Annotated in this window: 18 protein-coding genes; 8 read left to right on the forward strand and 10 right to left on the reverse strand. The window is 63.0% G+C overall.

Going from position 1 to position 18,071, the window contains the following annotated elements:
• Nucleotides 1–16 precede the first annotated feature (16 nt).
• The 3 genes from ACBG85_RS00590 (at nucleotide 17) to ACBG85_RS00600 (ending at nucleotide 3,412) form a co-directional block, all read left to right on the forward strand.
• Nucleotides 17–1,333: an MFS transporter gene (locus tag ACBG85_RS00590; protein ID WP_047272696.1), complete on the forward strand. Its 1,317-nt coding sequence runs from the start codon at nucleotides 17–19 to the stop codon at nucleotides 1,331–1,333.
• Between the two features lie 78 nt (nucleotides 1,334–1,411).
• A complete protein-coding gene (locus ACBG85_RS00595; protein WP_003943578.1) occupies nucleotides 1,412–2,965 on the forward strand; it encodes a succinic semialdehyde dehydrogenase in 1,554 nt (517 codons plus the stop codon).
• Between the two features lie 3 nt (nucleotides 2,966–2,968).
• On the forward strand, nucleotides 2,969–3,412 hold the full coding sequence (locus ACBG85_RS00600) for an SRPBCC family protein (protein ID WP_372025806.1): 444 nt from the start codon (nucleotides 2,969–2,971) through the stop codon (nucleotides 3,410–3,412).
• Nucleotides 3,413–3,473: 61 nt separating this feature from the next.
• Here the strand turns inward: ACBG85_RS00600 and ACBG85_RS00605 are convergent, their stop codons facing one another.
• Nucleotides 3,474–4,430, reverse strand: a complete 957-nt coding sequence (locus ACBG85_RS00605) for a proline dehydrogenase family protein (protein ID WP_064688029.1) — start codon at nucleotides 4,428–4,430, stop codon at nucleotides 3,474–3,476.
• A 115-nt stretch (nucleotides 4,431–4,545) separates the two neighbouring features.
• Between ACBG85_RS00605 and ACBG85_RS00610 the strand changes: the two genes are divergently transcribed.
• Nucleotides 4,546–4,950 (forward strand): hypothetical protein, encoded by a 405-nt coding sequence (locus ACBG85_RS00610; RefSeq protein ID WP_372025808.1) that lies wholly within the window; start codon nucleotides 4,546–4,548, stop codon nucleotides 4,948–4,950.
• 9 nt (nucleotides 4,951–4,959) lie between these two features.
• Here ACBG85_RS00610 and ACBG85_RS00615 read toward each other — a convergent pair whose 3' ends face one another.
• From ACBG85_RS00615 to ACBG85_RS00630, 4 genes are all read right to left on the reverse strand, one after another.
• Nucleotides 4,960–5,775: a siderophore-interacting protein gene (locus ACBG85_RS00615; protein WP_064113849.1), complete on the reverse strand. Its 816-nt coding sequence runs from the start codon at nucleotides 5,773–5,775 to the stop codon at nucleotides 4,960–4,962.
• Between the two features lie 144 nt (nucleotides 5,776–5,919).
• Complete coding sequence (locus tag ACBG85_RS00620) at nucleotides 5,920–7,158, reverse strand: DUF222 domain-containing protein (RefSeq protein ID WP_372025810.1); 1,239 nt, start codon at nucleotides 7,156–7,158, stop codon at nucleotides 5,920–5,922.
• Nucleotides 7,159–7,250: 92 nt separating this feature from the next.
• Nucleotides 7,251–7,868, reverse strand: coding sequence for a response regulator transcription factor (locus ACBG85_RS00625; protein WP_003943536.1), 618 nt, complete (start codon nucleotides 7,866–7,868; stop codon nucleotides 7,251–7,253).
• A complete protein-coding gene (locus ACBG85_RS00630; RefSeq protein WP_042453291.1) occupies nucleotides 7,865–9,067 on the reverse strand; it encodes a sensor histidine kinase in 1,203 nt (400 codons plus the stop codon). Before ACBG85_RS00630 ends, ACBG85_RS00625 begins: the two co-directional genes overlap by 4 nt.
• A 114-nt stretch (nucleotides 9,068–9,181) precedes the next feature.
• On the opposite strand from ACBG85_RS00630, the gene ACBG85_RS00635 reads away from it, so the two are divergent.
• The 3 genes from ACBG85_RS00635 (at nucleotide 9,182) to ACBG85_RS00645 (ending at nucleotide 11,517) form a co-directional block, all read left to right on the forward strand.
• A complete protein-coding gene (locus tag ACBG85_RS00635) occupies nucleotides 9,182–10,228 on the forward strand; it encodes an ABC transporter permease (RefSeq protein ID WP_372025812.1) in 1,047 nt (348 codons plus the stop codon).
• Entirely contained in the window at nucleotides 10,225–10,965 is a 741-nt protein-coding gene (locus tag ACBG85_RS00640; RefSeq protein ID WP_003943539.1) for an ABC transporter ATP-binding protein, read from the forward strand. The genes ACBG85_RS00635 and ACBG85_RS00640 overlap by 4 nt, the downstream gene beginning before the upstream one ends.
• Before the next feature lie 111 nt (nucleotides 10,966–11,076).
• Complete coding sequence (locus ACBG85_RS00645; protein ID WP_003943598.1) at nucleotides 11,077–11,517, forward strand: PAS domain S-box protein; 441 nt, start codon at nucleotides 11,077–11,079, stop codon at nucleotides 11,515–11,517.
• A gap of 6 nt (nucleotides 11,518–11,523) precedes the next feature.
• Here ACBG85_RS00645 and ACBG85_RS00650 read toward each other — a convergent pair whose 3' ends face one another.
• Entirely contained in the window at nucleotides 11,524–12,150 is a 627-nt protein-coding gene (locus ACBG85_RS00650) for a TetR/AcrR family transcriptional regulator (RefSeq protein WP_003943606.1), read from the reverse strand.
• Between the two features lie 51 nt (nucleotides 12,151–12,201).
• On the opposite strand from ACBG85_RS00650, the gene ACBG85_RS00655 reads away from it, so the two are divergent.
• Nucleotides 12,202–13,173 carry a hypothetical protein gene (locus ACBG85_RS00655; RefSeq protein WP_372025815.1) on the forward strand — a complete coding sequence of 324 codons (972 nt, stop codon included), beginning with the start codon at nucleotides 12,202–12,204 and terminating at the stop codon, nucleotides 13,171–13,173.
• Here the strand turns inward: ACBG85_RS00655 and ACBG85_RS00660 are convergent.
• From ACBG85_RS00660 to ACBG85_RS00675, 4 genes are read right to left on the reverse strand one after another with little or no spacing between them, the layout of a single operon-like run.
• Complete coding sequence (locus ACBG85_RS00660) at nucleotides 13,120–14,412, reverse strand: YcaO-like family protein (RefSeq protein ID WP_372025817.1); 1,293 nt, start codon at nucleotides 14,410–14,412, stop codon at nucleotides 13,120–13,122. The two genes, ACBG85_RS00655 and ACBG85_RS00660, sit on opposite strands and share 54 nt — an antisense overlap.
• Nucleotides 14,409–15,749, reverse strand: coding sequence for a YcaO-like family protein (locus ACBG85_RS00665; RefSeq protein WP_234551150.1), 1,341 nt, complete (start codon nucleotides 15,747–15,749; stop codon nucleotides 14,409–14,411). Before ACBG85_RS00665 ends, ACBG85_RS00660 begins: the two co-directional genes overlap by 4 nt.
• Nucleotides 15,742–17,172 carry a CocE/NonD family hydrolase gene (locus tag ACBG85_RS00670; protein ID WP_372025819.1) on the reverse strand — a complete coding sequence of 477 codons (1,431 nt, stop codon included), beginning with the start codon at nucleotides 17,170–17,172 and terminating at the stop codon, nucleotides 15,742–15,744. The genes ACBG85_RS00665 and ACBG85_RS00670 overlap by 8 nt, the downstream gene beginning before the upstream one ends.
• Nucleotides 17,169–17,981: a hypothetical protein gene (locus tag ACBG85_RS00675; RefSeq protein WP_209910768.1), complete on the reverse strand. Its 813-nt coding sequence runs from the start codon at nucleotides 17,979–17,981 to the stop codon at nucleotides 17,169–17,171. Before ACBG85_RS00675 ends, ACBG85_RS00670 begins: the two co-directional genes overlap by 4 nt.
• Between the last annotated feature and the right edge of the window lie 90 nt (nucleotides 17,982–18,071).

Raw genomic sequence — 18,071 nt, forward strand, 5'->3', positions numbered from 1 at the left:
CTGCAGAATTCTCTCTGTGACTTCTGAGACCGCTCTCCCCGAATCAGGCCAACAGCAGGTGAGCCCGCCGCGCTTTCACCGCGCCTGGTCCGTCGCGATCGTGGCATTCCTGGCGTTGGTCGGTGCGGCGAGCTTCCGCGCTGCCCCATCGGTGCTGATCGATCCGCTGCACGAAGATTTCGGGTGGTCGCGCGCCAGCATCTCGGCGGCCGTCTCGGTCAACCTGATTCTGTACGGGTTGACCTCGCCGTTCGCTGCTGCCCTGATGGAGAGGTTCGGTATCCGGGCGGTCGTCACCTCGGCGTTGGCGCTCATCTCGCTCGGCAGTGGTCTCACCATCTTCATGACCTCGAGTTGGCAGCTCATTCTGCTGTGGGGTGTCTTCGTCGGTCTCGGTACCGGTTCGATGGCGCTGGCGTTTGTCGCCACCGTCGTCGATCGCTGGTTCGTCGAGAAGCGTGGTCTCGTGACCGGCATCCTGACGGCCGGTGGTGCTGCCGGTCAGCTGGTGTTCCTTCCGGTCCTGGCGAAGATCGCGGAAACGTACGACTGGAAGAGCGTCGCCTTCACAGTTTCGTTTGCCGCACTGGCCGTTGTGCCGTTCGTTCTGCTGTTCCTGCGTAACTATCCGTCAGACGTGGGTACGACGCCTTACGGAGCGCCCGCCGATTACGCCCCAGCAGCCAAGCCTGTCTACCAGCGCGGCGGTGCCGGAGGCCGGGCGATCTCGGTGCTGGTGATGGCGTCGAAGACCAAGGTGTTCTGGCTTCTCGCCGGTACCTTCGCGATCTGCGGCGCGAGCACCAACGGCCTGATCGGCACGCACTTCGTCCCGGCGTCGCACGACCACGGAATGCCGATCACGACTGCCGCGTCCCTGTTGGCGTTGATCGGAATCCTCGACATGGTCGGCACCATTGCTTCGGGTTGGTTCACCGACCGGATGGACTCGCGAAAACTTCTCGGCATCTATTACCTGTTCCGCGGAATCTCGCTGCTCTTCCTGCCGCTGCTGCTCGCCAACACCGTGAATCCGCCGATGATCGCGTTTGTCATCTTCTACGGGCTCGACTGGGTGGCGACGGTTCCGCCGACCGTCGCGCTGTGCCGTCAACACTTCGGCGCCGACGCCCCCATCGTGTTCGGTTGGGTGCTGGCATCGCACCAGATCGGTGCGGGTCTGGTGGCCTTCTTGGCCGGTCTCGTTCGTGATCAGATCGGCTCGTACGACGCTGCCTTCTTGGTGGCCGGCGCGCTCTGCGCGATCGCCGCAGTCATGTCGTTGTTGATCGCAAAACGTCCGAAAGAGGCAGTATTGGTTGACTCTGTCTGATTCGGCACTGTGATCGGTACCACCGACGGGGTAAGTTGTGTGTAACTCCAAGAACTACTCACCAGTAGGGGTACTGAAATGCCTGCTCCGTCCGCTGCGACCTTCTCGCGGCTCGCCGATCTGATCGCCATCGACAATGTTGCCGATCGCCCGACGAAGTCCATCACCGAGGTGTTCACCGGCAAGGAGCTGGCGACCATCCCCGTCGGCACCGCCGACGACGCACTTGCGGCCATCGCCCGTGCCCGCGTCGCCCAGAAGGAATGGGCCAAGCGCTCCGTCCTCGACCGCGCTGCCGTCTTCCACCGCTACCGCGATCTCATCCTCGAGAACCGCGACGCCCTCATGGACATGGCTCAGGCCGAGACCGGAAAGTCGCGTACCGCAGCTCAGGAAGAAGTCCTCGACATCTCGATGACGTCGCGTCACTACGCACGTGTGGCGCCGAAGCTGCTGCGCCCGCGTCGCGTCTCCGGCATGCTCCCGGGTCTGACGAAGACCGTCGTCCGCTACCAGCCCAAGGGTGTAGTCGGCGTCATCTCGCCGTGGAACTACCCGATGACGCTGGCCGTGTCCGACGCCATCGCCGCGCTGCTCGCCGGTAACGCCGTTGTCCTCAAGCCGGACAGCCAGACGCCGTACTGCGCGCTCGCCTGCGTCGAACTGCTCTACAAGGCGGGTCTGCCTCGCGACCTCTTCGCCGTGGTTCCCGGGCCGGGCTCCGTCGTCGGCACCGCCCTGGTCGAGAACACCGATTACCTCATGTTCACCGGTTCCACCGCGACCGGTCAGCTCCTCGCCGAGCAGGCCGGCCGTCGACTGATCGGCTTCTCCGCCGAACTCGGTGGCAAGAACCCGATGATCGTTGCCGCCGGCGCAGACCTACGCGAGGTCACCGACGCCGCTGTGCGTGCGTGCTTCTCCAACTCCGGTCAGCTGTGCATCTCCATCGAGCGCATCTACGTCGAAGAGTCCATCGCACCCGAGTTCATCCGCATGTTCGGTGACCGCGTCAAGAAGATGAACCTCGCCGCCGGATACGAATTCGGAATCGAGATGGGCAGCCTCGTCTCCGAGGCGCAGGTCAAGGCAATCTCCGCTCATGTCGACGACGCAGTGGTCAAGGGCGCCACCGTCATTGCCGGTGGCAAGGCTCGGCCGGACATCGGACCGCTGTTCTACGAGCCCACCCTGCTCACCGGGGTTCCCGAAGACGCCGAGTGCTACCGCGACGAGACCTTCGGGCCGCTCGTCTCGATCTACCCCGTCAAGGACGTCGAAGAGGCCATCGCTGCGGCCAACGACACCGAGTACGGCCTCAACGCCAGTGTGTGGGCGGGAAGCAAGGCTGCCGGCGAAGCCATCGCAGCGCGCATCCACGCCGGCACCGTCAACGTCGACGAGGGTTACGCACCCACCTGGGGCAGCACCGCAGCACCGATGGGCGGTATGGGTGTCTCGGGCGTCGGTCGTCGTCACGGCGCCGAGGGGCTGATCAAGTACACCGAACCGCAGACCGTTGCCACCACTCGCGTCATGAATCTCGGTGGACCGCGCGGACTTCCGGCCAAGGTGTGGGCAAAGCTCATGCCTCACGCCATCAAGATCATGTCCTGGGTTCCGGGCCGGTAACGGGTGGAAACCGCCAGCGCGTACATCGAGGCAACGCCGGTATCGGTGTGGAAGGTTGTCAGCGACATCGAAGGTATGGGTCGCTTCAGCCCTGAAAATACCGGTGGAACATGGACTTCCGGAACTCCGGGCACTGTGGGTGCAAGGTTCAAGGGCACCAACAAGCATGGTCTGATTCGGTGGAGCACGCACTGCACGGTGGTCGACGTGGTCGACTGCCGGAGGTTCTCCTTCGAATCGGACGAGCCGAAAGCGCGGTGGACCTATGTGCTCGAGCCTTCGGGAACGGGCACCGTGCTTACCGAGACTCGTGAGATCTATGCGACGCCAGCGCTTTACGTGCGCATGATGTCGGGTAGCGGCCTACTCGGTCGGGGTCGAGATCAGCTGATGCAGACCGGAATGGAAACCACCCTGGCGCGCATCAAGGCGTTTCTGGAGAGCTAGAAACTGACACAAGTGGGGCTGCACTCGATTCGAGTGCGGTCCCACTTCTGTTGTTGGAGATCTAGTTTGCAGTGCTGATGAGCGCAGCGTCGATGAGCGCGGTGTAGACACGCTCCGGTTCTTCGGCGATGCGATTGAGTACGTACAGCCACCACTGTGTTCCGAAGATGACGTATTCGCGTGTGGTGAAGCCCGCTCCTCGGAGTGCGTCCAGTTGCTCGGTGCCGAGGCCGAGCAGCATCTCGAACTCGACGTGCTCGCCTCTGAGCTTCGAATCATGTTCGGCGCGTAGTGCTTCGAGGATGTCGCGGTCATGTGTCGCGATGGAGACCTGGTGACCCGAGTCGACGATTCGGGCTGCGTAGTCGAGATACGCGCTGCGCAGTTCGGCACTACCGCGTGGGTAGGCGACGGACTCGGCTTCGAGGAAGGCGCCCTTTACGAGACGGATGCGACCGGGTCGGTCCAGCAGAGCGGTGAGATCCTTTGCCGTGCGGTGCAGTCGGGCCTGAACGGTGATCCCCACGTGAGTGAACCGCTCGGCCAGTCGCGCGTGCATGTCGAGGACCAGGTCGGTGCGGTCGGACGCTTCGGCGGAGATGATCAGCTCAGCACCGGCGCGTTCAGTGGTCTCGGCCAGGCGCACGACATTGCGAAAGCACTGCTCTGGATCGATCACCAAGCCGATGTGCGAGAGGTCGAACGACACGGTGCTGTCGACGCCCGACGTTCCGATCCGTTCCGCCAATTCCACGAACACATCGGTTTCGGCGTTCGCGAGTTCGGGATCCCGGACGCTTTCCCCGGTGTATTCGATGCTCGCCTTGTGTCCTCGCGCGAAGATCGAGGGGAGTCGGTCGAAAGCGTCGTCGATGGTTTCGCCGCCGATGTAGCGAGCGGCGACTTTCCGTGCGAGTGCTGCCGTCGCAGCGTCCGCCATGGTGCGTTCTTTCAGGGATTCGTCGAGTGCGAGGCGGCGTAGGGCGTCCGCGGCCTGGGCTTGTAGATCCGTGTTCACGGCTTCAGCGTATCCGGACGAGGGTGCGGGAATTATTCTACGAACTCTTGCGTTCGATCTATTGTCGATATATCGTCGATACGTCAAACAAACACAGACAGTCCAGGAGGACAACATGTACGCCCCACACAACAACCCAGAAATGCAAGAACGTCGCGAGCATGGCCGCCGAGGCCCGCATCGTGGACACGGTTTCCGTCGAGGATTCGAGGGCGAGCGACCCGAGGGTCGCTTCGAAGACCGAGCAGAAGGACGCCCCGAAGGCCGGCGCGGTCGACTTGACCAGCGCGGACACGGTCGGCCGGGTTTCGGTGACGCCGGCGCAGCGCTCCGTCCCGCGATGGGCCTACTCCGAGGTGCCGCTGTCGCGGTAGCCGCAGGTGGGACCGCCGAGCAGGTAGCCAAGGCCGAGGCAATTCTCGCCGAGGCACGCCGAGCACTGTTCGAGATGCTGGCGGAAAAGTCGGCTGACGCGCAGCAGGCTCACACAGAATCTACCGACACGCTGCCGGCAGAGTGATCACGGCGCTCAGGCGCCGACGGTGACTTCCTCGCTGTTCATGCCGGAAACGTGGCCGTCGGCGCCCTCTCGCCAGTACCCGACAACATTGTGCTTGTCGCGAGCTATTCCTCGAACTTCCCTCAGATGCTTACGAATACGACGGCTGGTTGCGCTTTCGCACGCCACCCACGCGTAGACGTCGGCCGATTCGGATTCGGGAAACTCGACCTTCTCCACAGCTTCGAACAGCGCGCTCGGCGCCTTTCCGAGGCCACTCCCCACGAGCCACGTGTACGTGACGTCGCCGCGAGTGACAAATTCCTGTCGATCCTCTTCGGTTTCGACCTCGATGATCGCCTGTGCGACATCGCCTTCACGAAGTTCTTCGACAATCCTGCCCAGTCCGGGGAGACCCGTGGCGTCTGCGACCAGCAGCTGCCAGCGAGGACCCGCCGGTGCTTGGTAGTGGGACCGCGAACTGTCCGACCAGAAGACGCCTAGTAGGTGACCTGGTTCGGCCCGCAGGGCCCAATCCGCTGCAATACCGCCAGGGTGCACGACGAAGTCGATGTCCAGACGTCGGCCGCCGTCGTGCACCTTGCGCACGGTGTAGTGCCGCCACGGTGGCTCGGTTCCGAGATCGGCCTTGCCGTAGTCGGGATTGTTGAAGTAGTCGTATTCTGCTTCTGTTTCACCGGGTTTCGGGAACGCGAGGTCGATGCGCTCGTCGCCTTGTCCGCCGGTCGGCCAGTGCCAGTCGCCTTCTGCCTCGATGCTGATTCGCCGCATGTGCGGGGTCAGGGACGTGACGGTGACAACGCGGGCGGGTTCGCAGAAAGACATGCCTCGACCCTATGGGTCCGGCGTGTCGAAGTGGAGACAGATGCTGTCGCAAGACGGACATCGAGCGCAGCCGAAAAGGCCAGCGTATGCCCCGGGGCATGATTCTTCCCCGGTGCACACGCTGGCCTTTTCAGTTATGTCGGTTCACGCCGCTGTCGGTGGGCTGTACCCGCCGATCGGCTGTTGATACGGATCGATCGACATGGGTGGGTAGAACACTGTTTTTCGGTCGGGACCGATCTCCACCCGCCACTCCGTGTGGTGCAGCGTCCGGTGGTGATGACCGCACAACAAGATCAGATTGTCGAGATCCGTTGGGCCGCCATCGTTCCAGTGAACAATATGGTGGGCATCGCACCACCCCGACGGTGTCCCGCACCCCGGAAACGCACACCCACCATCACGAACCGCCAACGCCCGCCGCTGCGGAACCGTCGCCGTTCTCGCTTCCTTACCGCAGTCGAGCGGAACACCATTCTCATCCAACAAAATTCGCGTGACCGTGCAGTCGCACGCCAACATCCGCGCAGTATCGATACTGATCGGGCCCACCCAATCCGTCCACGCGAAACCCAGTTCCTGAGTCGACGGCAGTAGATCCTTCAAGGCTTTGAGGTCCGTCATGTCTTTCGCAGACGCAGTCACCGTGATGTGCGGTTTCACTCCGCCCTCGATCGGGCCCAACCCCGCCCGCTCGTACCGGCGCAACAATTCGCAGAACCCATCCGCCCGCCGCAGCGCCGGCGTGCGGGTGTCCTTGACGCCGTCCTTCTCCGGCGTCGGCGCAGACAGGCTCGACAACAACGTGATCAGACGGGCCCCGTTGACAGCATCCAAGTCACCCTTCACAGTGACCCGCCCGTACAAGCCTTTCGAGGCGTAGAACTCATTCCGCTCCGAATCCTCACCGACCGGAACGCCGTCCTCGCGTTTTCCGTACTGCTTCTCGATCCGCCGGATCGCCGCCCGCACCGCATCACAATCCGCGATGTTCTTCGACGCCAGGCCAAGCAGGATCCCGCGGGCCTTGTCCACATCCGCCGGGGTCATGTTCTTGGGCGGATGCTGACAAAACGACGCCACCTGCCGCGCCTTCAACGCATCAACATCCCCGCGGTGAAACGCATCGCCGACAACAGGTTCGAGCATCAACAACCGCGCCAACCCGACCAGCAGACTGCACTCACCGATCTCCAGATTCGTCGAACCATGCAACCACTGAGCGATCGCCCGAAAACCCTTCCCGCCAAGAACGTCCCGGGAAAACATCTCCACGATCAGCAACACCATCCGCGACTGCAACTCGTGTCGGGCGCGCACCAGATCGAGAACCTCACTCTTGAGGTCCTCGCCATCCAGTTGCCACGCTTCCCGACTGTCCATGCTCAAAGTTTAATCGAACAAAATTTCGAACACAAGAGAATCGCAGGCGAAAATTGCTGCTGTCCAGCTACTTTCGACAATTCGGGCAAATGTCAGATTGAACCCAACTCACGCGCACGAGCTACCGCCGACGTCCGCGACTTCACTCCCAACTTGCCGAAGATGTGGACCAGGTGCGATTTGACCGTGGTCTCGCTCAGGAACAGTTCTTTGCCGATCTCTCGGTTGGAGCGACCCGCCGCCACCAACTTCAGAACTTCGATTTCCCTTGGGCTGAGGCTGGTTTCGGGTTTGCGTACCCGAGTCATGAGCTTCGACGCGATGGCGGGGGAGAGAACGCTGTCCCCGCTCGCAGCGGCGCGGACGGCTGACAGCAACTCGACCGGTGGTGTGTCCTTGAGTAAGTACCCGCTGGCCCCGGCCTCGACAGCGCTCAAGATGTCTGCATCCGTGTCGTAGTTGGTCACGACGAGTACGTGCGGCGGATTCGGAAGCGCGCACACCGCGCGGGTGGCGTCGACGCCCGTCTTCCCGGGGCCGAATCGCAGGTCCATGAGCACGAGGTCGACCGGCGTGGTGGCGCAGAAGGCTATGGCTTCCTCGGCGGTGCCCGCTTCGCCGACTACCTCGATGTCGGCTTCGCTTTCGAGCAGCGCTCGTAGCCCGGCGCGCACGATCGCGTGATCGTCGGCGAGCAGCAGGCGGATCACGGTTCGCCGACTTCGAGAGGAAACGTCACTGCGACGGCCGTGTGTCCCGGCTCGGACTCGATGGAGAAGATCCCGCCCTGCAGTTCGACGCGCCGGCGAATTGCATTGAGGCCGAAAGATTCCGCCGGGCCACGTTCGAGAACTGCCACGTCGAAGCCGCGACCGTTGTCGACCACGTCGAGGCTGACGGTGTCGTCGGAATAGGTCAGTGTCACAGCCATTCTGGTTGCATCGGCATGGCGGAGAACATTGGACACCGCGCCCTGAGCGATGCGCACCAATGTTGCTTCGAGGGGCATCGGCAGCCGCACTGCCTCGCCTTCGACGACGGAGCGCGCTTCCAGTTCAGGACTGCTCGCGCGTTCGCAGATTCGACGAAGCGCGTCGGCGAGCGACTGACCGTCCAAGGCCGCGGGCGTCAATTCGGCTATGAGTTGGCGGGTTTCGGCAAGACTGTCCGCGGCAGTTTCCCGTGCGAGGCTGATCTGACGGATGGCCGGGCTGTCCGGATCGGCGCGTTCGGCAGCGTGAAGGAGCATCTGGATGCTCGAAAGTCCCTGGGCCACGGTGTCGTGAATCTCGGCGGCGAGTCTTTCACGTTCCGCGAATTTTCCGGCATCGCGAGACGTCGACGCCAATTCTTCACGGGTGTTCATCAACTCGTCGATGAGACGACCGCGCTCGGCTGCCTCGCGGTACAGCGCTTGATATCCGAGGCCGATTGCAACCGCTACGGCAGCGCCGATGATCGGGCCGACGGCGCCGGCAATCGTCCATCCACGATGCAGGCCGGTGCCGACCACGGCGACAGCCGTTGCCGCGGTGACGGCGAGAAGACTCCAGGGGCGTCGCAGAATATGGAGATAGAGGAAGAAGAGTCCGAACGCGAGGTAGGCGGCGTCGGCGGATACCGCCATCGTCGCGATCCAGACGAGGGTCAGCACGGCCAGCCACCAGCGGGCAGCGTTGCCGCGCAGCCTTTTGGCGACCCCGAAAAGATAGACGGCAACAAAGATCACGGCCAACGCGATGATTGTTGCGGTCAGGTCGGATTCGTCGATCAGCGCTCGAAGAAACACCACACCGGCCAGCGCCATGACAAGGACATGCAGGCCCAGTTGTAGGCCGGCGAAGACAGGCGTGAGCGGAGATCGGTGCATCTCGCCCAGCTTAGCGAGGTTCGGGCCTGGTTCATCCATCAAAAGTTGTAAACCGGGATGGTTCTTTCGAGCGCTGGAATGTCGATCCGAGGTGCGATGGAAAGAGTCTGCATCCGCGAGAGCGTAGAGGCAAGCACAGGAAAGGAATTCACAGTGTTTGTCGCAATGAGGGACTTACGGGCAGCGCGAGGTCGTTTCGCGCTGATCTCCGTCGTGGTTCTGTTGGTTGCACTTCTGGTCAGTTTTCTCAGCGGGTTGACTGCAGGACTTCGCCATCAGAACGTGTCGGCCATCGAGGCCATGAATGCCGACACGGTGGTGTTCGCCGACACCGGAGCCGGGGCGTCGTTCGACGAGTCGGCGCTCACGCAGGACCAGGTCAACGCTTGGACCTCCACGTCGAAGGACGTCGATCCCATCGGAATCGGTCGCGGGAAAGCGGGATTGGCCGACGGAAATCAGAAGTCGGTGGCCCTGTTCGGCGCTGATGGCGGTTTCGGTGACGTGACGCCGTCGGTGTCAGGCACGGTGGTGTTGAGCGAAGGTGCCGCCCGCGATCTGGGGGCGGGCGCCGGCGATCAGGTGAGTGTCGGTACGCAGCAGTTCACCGTCAGCGCCGTTCGCGGTGACGACTGGTACAGCCATTCGCCCGTCGTCTGGATGACGCTCGACGACTGGCAGGCGGCCAATCCACGCGGCGGAGTTGCGACAGTACTGGCTGTCACCGGAGCCTCCGACGCTTCCGCAACGGACAAGGCGGCTGCGACGACGTCGACGACGGTCAGCGGTTCGCTCGACGCGATCGGTTCGTACAAGTCGGAGAACGGGTCGTTGACGTTGATGACGCTCATGTTGTTCGCGATCTCAGCCCTGGTGATCGGTGCGTTCTTCACGGTGTGGACGATCCAGCGAACTCCGGACATCGCGACGCTGAAAGCGCTCGGTGCGACTACCGGTTCGCTGGTGCGCGACGCACTGGGTCAGGCGCTCATCGTTCTGATTGCCGGTGTCACCGTCGGAATCGGGCTGACGGCCGTGGCCGGATCGCTGATCGGTGACGCCATGCCGTTTGTCCTGGACGCATCCACCACCGTCGTACCTGCCGTGGCATTGATCGGGCTCGGTCTGCTCGGCGCGGCCTTTGCACTTCGATTCCTCTCGACCACCGATCCACTCACAGCATTGGGGAGCGCACGATGACCATGACAACCGGCACCACAGTTCTCGACATCCAGAACGTCGATCTGACGTTTCCCGATGGGCAATCGCGGGTGACGGCGCTGGACGACGTGTCTCTGCGACTGCACCGCGGCGAGATCGCCGCGATCACCGGGCCCTCGGGTTCGGGCAAGTCCAGCCTGTTGGCGGTGGCGTCGACGCTGATCCGTCCGGATTCCGGGCACGTCTATCTCCGGACGCCGGAAGGCAGCACCGACATCGCTGCGCTGAGTCGGCGGGCGGCGTCGGAGCTGCGACGCTCGTCGATCGGCATCGTCTTCCAACAGTCGAACCTCGTGTCTTCGCTGACTGCACTGGAGCAGCTCGAGGTGATGGCGCATCTGGGGCAGTCCGTGTTCACGTCACGGGCCCGTCGCAAGGCCGTGAAATCAAAAGCGATGGATTTGCTGGACGCTGTCGGGCTCGCGGATCAGAGCGGAAAACGGCCGTCCCAGCTGTCGGGCGGGCAGCGACAGCGCGTCAATCTCGCGCGAGCATTGATGAACGATCCGCAGCTTCTCGTGGTCGACGAGCCCACGAGTGCGCTCGATCAGGAGCGCGGTGCCGCTGTCATGGATCTGATCATCGGCGTGGTGCGGGAACGCGAGGCGGCAACCCTTCTCGTGACACACGACCGAAGTCACCTGTCTCGGATGGATACTGTCTATCGTGTTGTTGACGGTTCCTTGGCGGAGGATCAGGAGGCGCTCGCGGCGTGACTCAGGCGGGCACGATTCGGGCATTCGTCACTGCATCCGGGCGGGAAGTCAACCCGCGATTTGCTGGGCAGTTAGACTGTTGTCGACTCGGGCAACTTGAGAGGACGTGTTATGGAACGCCGCCGCAACGTTGCGCAGCCGCCACAATCGCCGATTGCGGATCTGGAGCAGATGCCTGCCCTGATTCTCCTCGACAGGCTTCCGGTGCCGGTCATGGCCGTTCACCGCGACGGCAGCATCGTTTTTGCCAATCCGTCCTTCGCTGACATGCTGGGATATCCCAAGAAGGCCGTCTCGGCGTTGCGTTTGCAGGACATCCTCTACGACAAGGATGCCGACGACGTCAGTGCAGAGCAGGCCCATCGTGAACTGAGTTCCGAGCCGGGCTCGGTCAAGGAGTTCGTGCACTCCGACTCCACGTTGGTGCGCGCGACGGTCAGCCAGTCTCTGCTCCGACGGGACGACGACACGATCACCCTTGCCGTCCTCCACGATCTGACGGAGCGCCTGTGGAACAACCCACGGCACATCGACGACAAGCCCACCAAGTAATCCCAGCTACTTCCGGGATTTGACGGTTCGGTCCAGGCCGAGGGTGGCGGCAAGGGTGTTGACCACCCATTCTTCGTACTGTTGGCCGGTCCAACCCGCGCCGACCACGAGGTCTGTGTAGGTCTCGGGACTGAGCAGCGTGAGTGCGACGTTCACAGCTGTTTCGAGGTCGACGGTTGGCGCTTTTTCGACGATGCCGACCATCAGATGTTCCTGCACCGTGCGTCTCTGAGTGCGGTTGATTTGCCACAGACGGGCGGCGTCCTCGTCGGCGGAAGCGGCGGCCCGCAGTGCCAGCAGGATGTCTGCGGTGCGTTCCAGAATGAGCCGTCCGTGGTGAACCTGAATCCGGAGTTGTCCGAGTGGATGTGGGGCGCCGAGTGCTGCCGCCACCCACGGACGGTCGAGAGTTGCCGTCTTTTCCTCGTCGCCCGCAACGGCCACGTCGAGTAGTGCTGACAGCACGCTCGGCTTGTTGCCGAACACGAAATAGACACTCTGCACCGACACGCCCGCCGCCGCGGCAAGCTGCTTGATCGTGGCGGCCGCGTAGCCGGGATCGACAAAAACCTCACGCGCTGCCTCGATGATCTTGCGCCGCGCCGACGTGTCTTCCCGAAGAACCTCAGTCATGATTAGAGTTTAACTCTAGAGTCGAACTCTAGCGACTCGGGAGGCGAAATAATGACGAAGGTTCTTGTACTCGGTGGCTACGGTGCCGTCGGGATTCCCCTGATGAAACAACTCGCGAAGGTCCCCGAAATCTCCGCGTACTCCGCCGGCCGTGATCCTGCCCGCGCGGACGTCGTCGTTGATCTTAAAGAACCAGGCGCGTATTCGACTGTGGTTCGAGACTTCGATGTGGTGGTGAATGCGTCGGGTTTCGAGGACGTTGGCCTGGCCGACGAAGCGGTACGCGGTGGGGCGGCATTCGTCGACATCACGGCGACCTCGAGCTACTGCGAAGAATTGGAAGCGGTCGACGGACCCGTTCTCATGGGCGTCGGGTTGGCGCCGGGATTGACCAGTGTCCTTGCAACCGAGGCGCATCGACTCGGCGACGGACCCGTGGACATCCTGATCGGCCTCGGCGGTGGAGAACTACACGGGCCGGCCGCAACGGCGTGGACGTACGGGATGTTGGGCACGAGGTTTCCTGATCCCGACGGACGATCGGTCCGCAACTACACCGGGATGAAGACGTTTCGAATACCGGCCGATGCGACCGGCTACCGCACCGGTCCTGCTGTGCGGGCCGACTTTTCGGACCAGCATGCGTTGACGCGAGACCTCGGTGTTCCGGTCAGGACGTACCTGCGATTGGACACGTCCACCGCGACGCTCGGACTTGCGGCCATGACGTGGGCACCCGCGCTACAGAAGGTCGTGCCGAAGAAGCTGTGGGGCTCGGATCGTTGGGTAGCGATGGCCCGAGCGGATACCGGCCCGGCGCTGTGGGTTTCGGGGCGTAGCCAGTCGGTCGCGACGGCAGCTATCGCCGCGCGCGCCGTGCAGGTGATTCGGGATGCCGCGATCTCGAAGCCGACGTGGTTCCACGCGGTGGAAACCACCGAGTCGTTGCAAGCGGCGGTTCCCGAACTGTCAGTGCGGCAATGGGATGGTGCGAGCCGATCGTCCGGCAAGACAGTCCACTAGTCGGGGCGAGCCGAGAAACGGCAATCCGGCGGCCGCATTGGTGAGACAACCGGGTACGACGACGCGGACGACATGCAAGCCAGCGCGGAGAACATCAGCAGTGGTGAGGTCGACCCATGCCGGCCGGAAACCGGCTGCCGTCAGAGCGCTTTCGGTGTCGATGGGTGACGTCAGAGAGTCGAGGTCCACCTCGCCGACGACCGCATCTGCCAGCTCACTCTCGAATCGTGCTTGGATCTCCGGGTCCAGGTGAAGTTGCAGGTGGCATCCGTAGTCCATCACGTCGGCAAAATCCGATCGGTAGGCGCCTGCATAGCTTCGGTCAGCTCGCCAAGGCGCAAGCGGACTGGTCGGGGAGGCCGCGGCTCGACCGATGCCGCTCTCCGGGCTGTCGTAGTCGGCGGAAAGCAGCTGCAGCTGAAGCGCTTCGCCGAGTGACTTGAACGCAGCGGTCTGGGCGTCTTCGTGGCAAGCGGTACCCATGGTCGAGTATCCGGTCAGTCGGTCGCAAACCAGGGCGCCCAGGACGGGGATCTCGAAATCACTCTCGAATGAAATCCACCTGGTCGAGAGGCTGTCGTGATTCCCCAGTCGCCGAAGCACCTCGGGAATGCCGGTGACGATCCGAACGCCGCGTCTTCCGGTCCAGGACAACGTCATCGCGTCGCGCTCGACTATCTCGCGCAGTGCATTCCGTATCGCGAATTCCGTCGTGGGACCGGCGGCGAGACCCGCCTGAGCTACCGGAGAGATCGCCGGACCCGTCCGGGCGACGAAATGAGGATACGAACCCCAGACGAGTTCGGCCGGTACCCAGATATCCGAACCCGTGATCAGGTCGGCTCCGCGAGTCCAGTCCATCTCCAGATCGTCGGTTGGTTCGACGAACGGGAACTGTGGCCGCGCGTACTGGGCAGTATCGAAACGCGCGAGTTGTGACAGGTCGATGCTTGCTCCGATCAACGCTTCGGCGGACTCGCGGACGATCGGTTTGGCGACGATGTTGCCGCAATACCGTTCCACCGCTTCGCCTATCGCAGCTGCGGTAGGCCGCGCACGGTCACCCAGATCAAAGCAATATCCGGCGCCGGCCGAGTCACTGGACCAGGGTGAAAAGCGTGCTGAATCACTGACATACGAGTGAATCAGCTTGAACTCGGGCGGAAAGTGCTGGGGAACAACGGCGTCGACCAACTCTCGAATGATCCCAGTTCGGCGGTCGACGAGCGAAGATGTCATGCGAGGGGGACCGGCAGATGCAGATGGGTGGTCGATGCGCTGGTCAATCTGCTACCTCCAAGAAGGGGAAAAGCTGCTGGGGCGTTGTTGTACAGGCCCGGAGTCAGGATGCGGACGACGTGCAACCCGGCAATCGAGATGTCGCCGGTGGTGAGATCGACGGAAATCGGCTGGTGTCCCCGTGACATCAGAAGCGCTACGAGAGAAGCCAGATCCAACGGCGCTTCGTCGGGAATCTCTGATACCGAGAGTGTTTCGGTGTAGTCGAAGAGATGTTCCTCTGCGGCCAGGGCCATCACGGGATCGAGATAAAGTTGGGCGACGGTCGGCAGATCGACGATGTCTTTCCATTGCGGATCGAACTCGTCCCGGTAACGACGGTCGGCCCGAAAGGGTTTGTACAGGTGCGCCGGCAGCGTTCCGTCCGCCACGCTGCGCCAGGTCGGCCCGTCGGGGTCGGCGAGGTCGATCGTGATGGCAAGTACGGCATACGCCTCGACAAGCGCCTTCGAGACTGCCGCCTCCACCGTCGGTCGACAAGCTGTGCCCAGCGCGACCAGTCCACGTCGGTCATCGCGGATCCACGCTGCGGCGACGGGAACGCCGAAGGGGGAGGGAAGCAGCAGCACTCGAACGCTCCGGGTCTGGCTCTCCAGATCCCCGAGTTGGCGGTGCGCAGGCAACCGCTCCCAGTCGGAAAGCTCGATCGCCGGCTGTGACCGGTCCCCGCACCACCACAGCGCGGTGGCATCGCGTTCGAGAAGTTCCAGCAGAGCTGACATCTCGGCCTCGTCGCGTGAGCGTCCCGCTGCGATTCCGGCGTACTGCAACGACGCGATCGGTGGCTCGCAGCGACGGGTGCCTGTGTAGTACCCGAGATAAGTCAGGGCTGCAGGCACGTAGGTGGGCACCTTTTCGTCCATGGTGTGACCCAATGCCCAGCGAATGTTCAGATCAGAGGTGAAGGGAACAAAGGGGAATCCGGGAAGGCGGTACTGATCCTCGCTGTACAACGCAAATTCAGCGGGATCGACGACCCGTGAGCCGGCCAGTTCCAGCGCTGATGCACTGCTGCGGACCAGATCCTCGGGGACCACGTTGCCGCAATATCTTTCGACGGCCTCACCGGTCGCCGCCCCGCGAGCTGCTGCATCGTCGCGTATCGAAGCCCCGAATCCGTAAGGGTCCGCGCGAAACAGTGAACCGCTGCCGCCGAAGTTTCTGGTGTCGGCCACCCTCGCGGCCCAACCGACCCAGCCTGTCGGCATGTCCGAGCGAATGTGTGGTTCCAGTGAGGTCAGCACGCCGCTCCGGGCGTCGACCAGCAAGTCATCCACCGGCAGTTCCTCCGAGTATCGGCAGGGTCAACGACCCGGAAAATGATTGGTGCAGTGCGGTACTGCGTGTTCCTCGATAGCGATCACCGTCTCCGAGATTGCGTGCGAGTCGTGGGAAGTCCGAGCCGGCGATCCGCAGCGTCAAGACATCACCCGCGCGCACAGTGTGCAACACGGGATCCAGATCGATTGTCACCATCGTCGGCTGCACGCTGACGCCCGCGCCCCGTGCGACCGACCTGGTGACTCCAGCGGCATCTACGACGCTCAGCTCGACGATCCAATCGGCTTCGCCCTCGGGCGAGTGCACTTTCAGCTCCACCGATGGTGTTCCGGAGAGTACGGAGTCGTGCTTGATATCGAAAGTCCAGAAAACACAGTCGTTTCGGGCCCTTGAGGCGTCATACAGGAAGGTGTAGGCCGCATCCTTCCGATCTGGTTCGAGACGAACGCGATTCGCACCCGTGACATACGGTTCGCTCGACCAATCGCCTGCACCCCGGTCGAATACCCGATTGATGGTCACGGGCCGCGCCGAGAATATCGATTCCATCCACTCGACCTGAAGGCGGCCGAAACTTGTCTCGCCGACCATTCCAGGGCGGAGGTCGTGCGCCCAGGGGCCCACGATCAAACTCTGCGGCCCGCGCCCAACGGACGTGAAGTGCCGCAGTGTCTCCCGAATCATCGCATCGTCCCAACCGCCGATGTGCAGCCCGGCGATGTCGAGTTCGGAGAGTTCGTCCGCGGACACCAGATCATCGCCACCGAAGTCTTCGCGTTTACGAGCGCGAAGGATCGGCGTCAACCAGCCCGGTGAATCGGAGGTCAGACCGACTTTCTCGATCATCGACTGCACCGGGAGATGTTCCAGCAAAGCTGAATCCGAACGCATCAGTTCAGGGATGAAACCCTCACGAGAGGAAGACGAATCTCCGTGCTCGCCCCACCACGCCAGATGCTCGGCGAGGAGAAGTATCCCCGAGGGATCACGTTTGACGCGGTCGCTTCCGATGGTCGGCACCTTGGAGACGACGCCGTCTACACGAAATGACCGATCGGCGCTGTTGGTCTCGGCAGCAAATGCCCAGGCGGTTCCGGCCGCATACGAAGCCCCGCTTGCGATGACGCACTCCGGTGTCCACGGCTGATCCTGCAGCCACTCGGCCAGGGCGGCGCTGTCCTCGCGCTCGTGGACGTACGGTTCCCAAGATCCGGTGGAATCGTGCCGTCCACGTACGTCCTGACAGATGAAGGCAATTCCTCGTGATCGCCATTCGAGCCCCTCCGCCAGATGCCATCCACGCCCGTACGGGGTGCGGATCACGATCAGTCCCCGCGGTGAAGAATCCGGTGGGAGAAGCACATCCGTAGCCAACGAAGAACCGTCTGCCGCCGGGATCTTCACTCCGAGTGAGATCACCGGAGCGTCGGCGCGGGTTCGAGAACGCCGCCGGGCAGTGGTAGCACGGGATGGCGAGTCATCATGAGGGTTCGCGGATTCATCCGGATCTGGTGGTGAAGGTGTGATGGCGGTGCGCCATGTACACCAGCCACGACGTCCGAACATGCAAGCGCACTGGCCATTGCGGCTGCGGTGGGTTCAAGTTCGAGCGGGCGAGGTTCGCTGCCGGCGAGGTGATTCCACAGTGCCTGCAGATGATTCGGGACGCGCGACGCGGCAAGCCGTCGACCGCAGACGTCCCGGTAGCTTGCGCTGCCGATACCGTCGAAGAAGGGTCCGATGCAGATCTCACCCAGCTCCGCGTGGACGGTTTGCCACGGTGTTTGGTTTCGGCGGCACCAGGTATCGAGTTCCGACCACTCGTCGTGAGGAGGGGCCCCGGCAACCGACAGTACGAGGTCCGACGACGCAACGTCGTCTTCGATTGGCGCAGTAGTGGATACGACCTCGAGATGCGGAAGAGCCTTGGAGAGCAGGGCGATGCAAGCATCGGCAACGGGCCCGATCCCGTCCATCAGCACACGCTGTGGGCGCGGAATCTCCGGCGCTTGACCCGGAACAACCAGCACGCCGCGAGAGACGAGGGCGTCGGCGATCTCGATAGCTCCCGGGCCGAGCACCGAACCAGAGCGCCTGAGAAAGTTGTCGAGTTCCGCGAGGTCTTCGGCCGGCGCGCCGATCGTGACCGCGTTCTCGTCCGGTGTCAGGTAATGCCAAGTGCCGTCCGGGGTCGGATACAGCTGGTGTCCGTCGGCGAGGGCGTACACGGATCTCCTTGTCGGTGCCCGCACCCGACGAGTCGGATGCGGGCGGGGTCATCGGCAGATCAGACTGTCGAAACAGTCTGGATCAGGGGA

Source organism: Rhodococcus sp. NyZ502, assembly GCF_041464245.1.
Taxonomy (GTDB): Bacteria; Actinomycetota; Actinomycetes; order Mycobacteriales; family Mycobacteriaceae; genus Rhodococcus_F; species Rhodococcus_F qingshengii.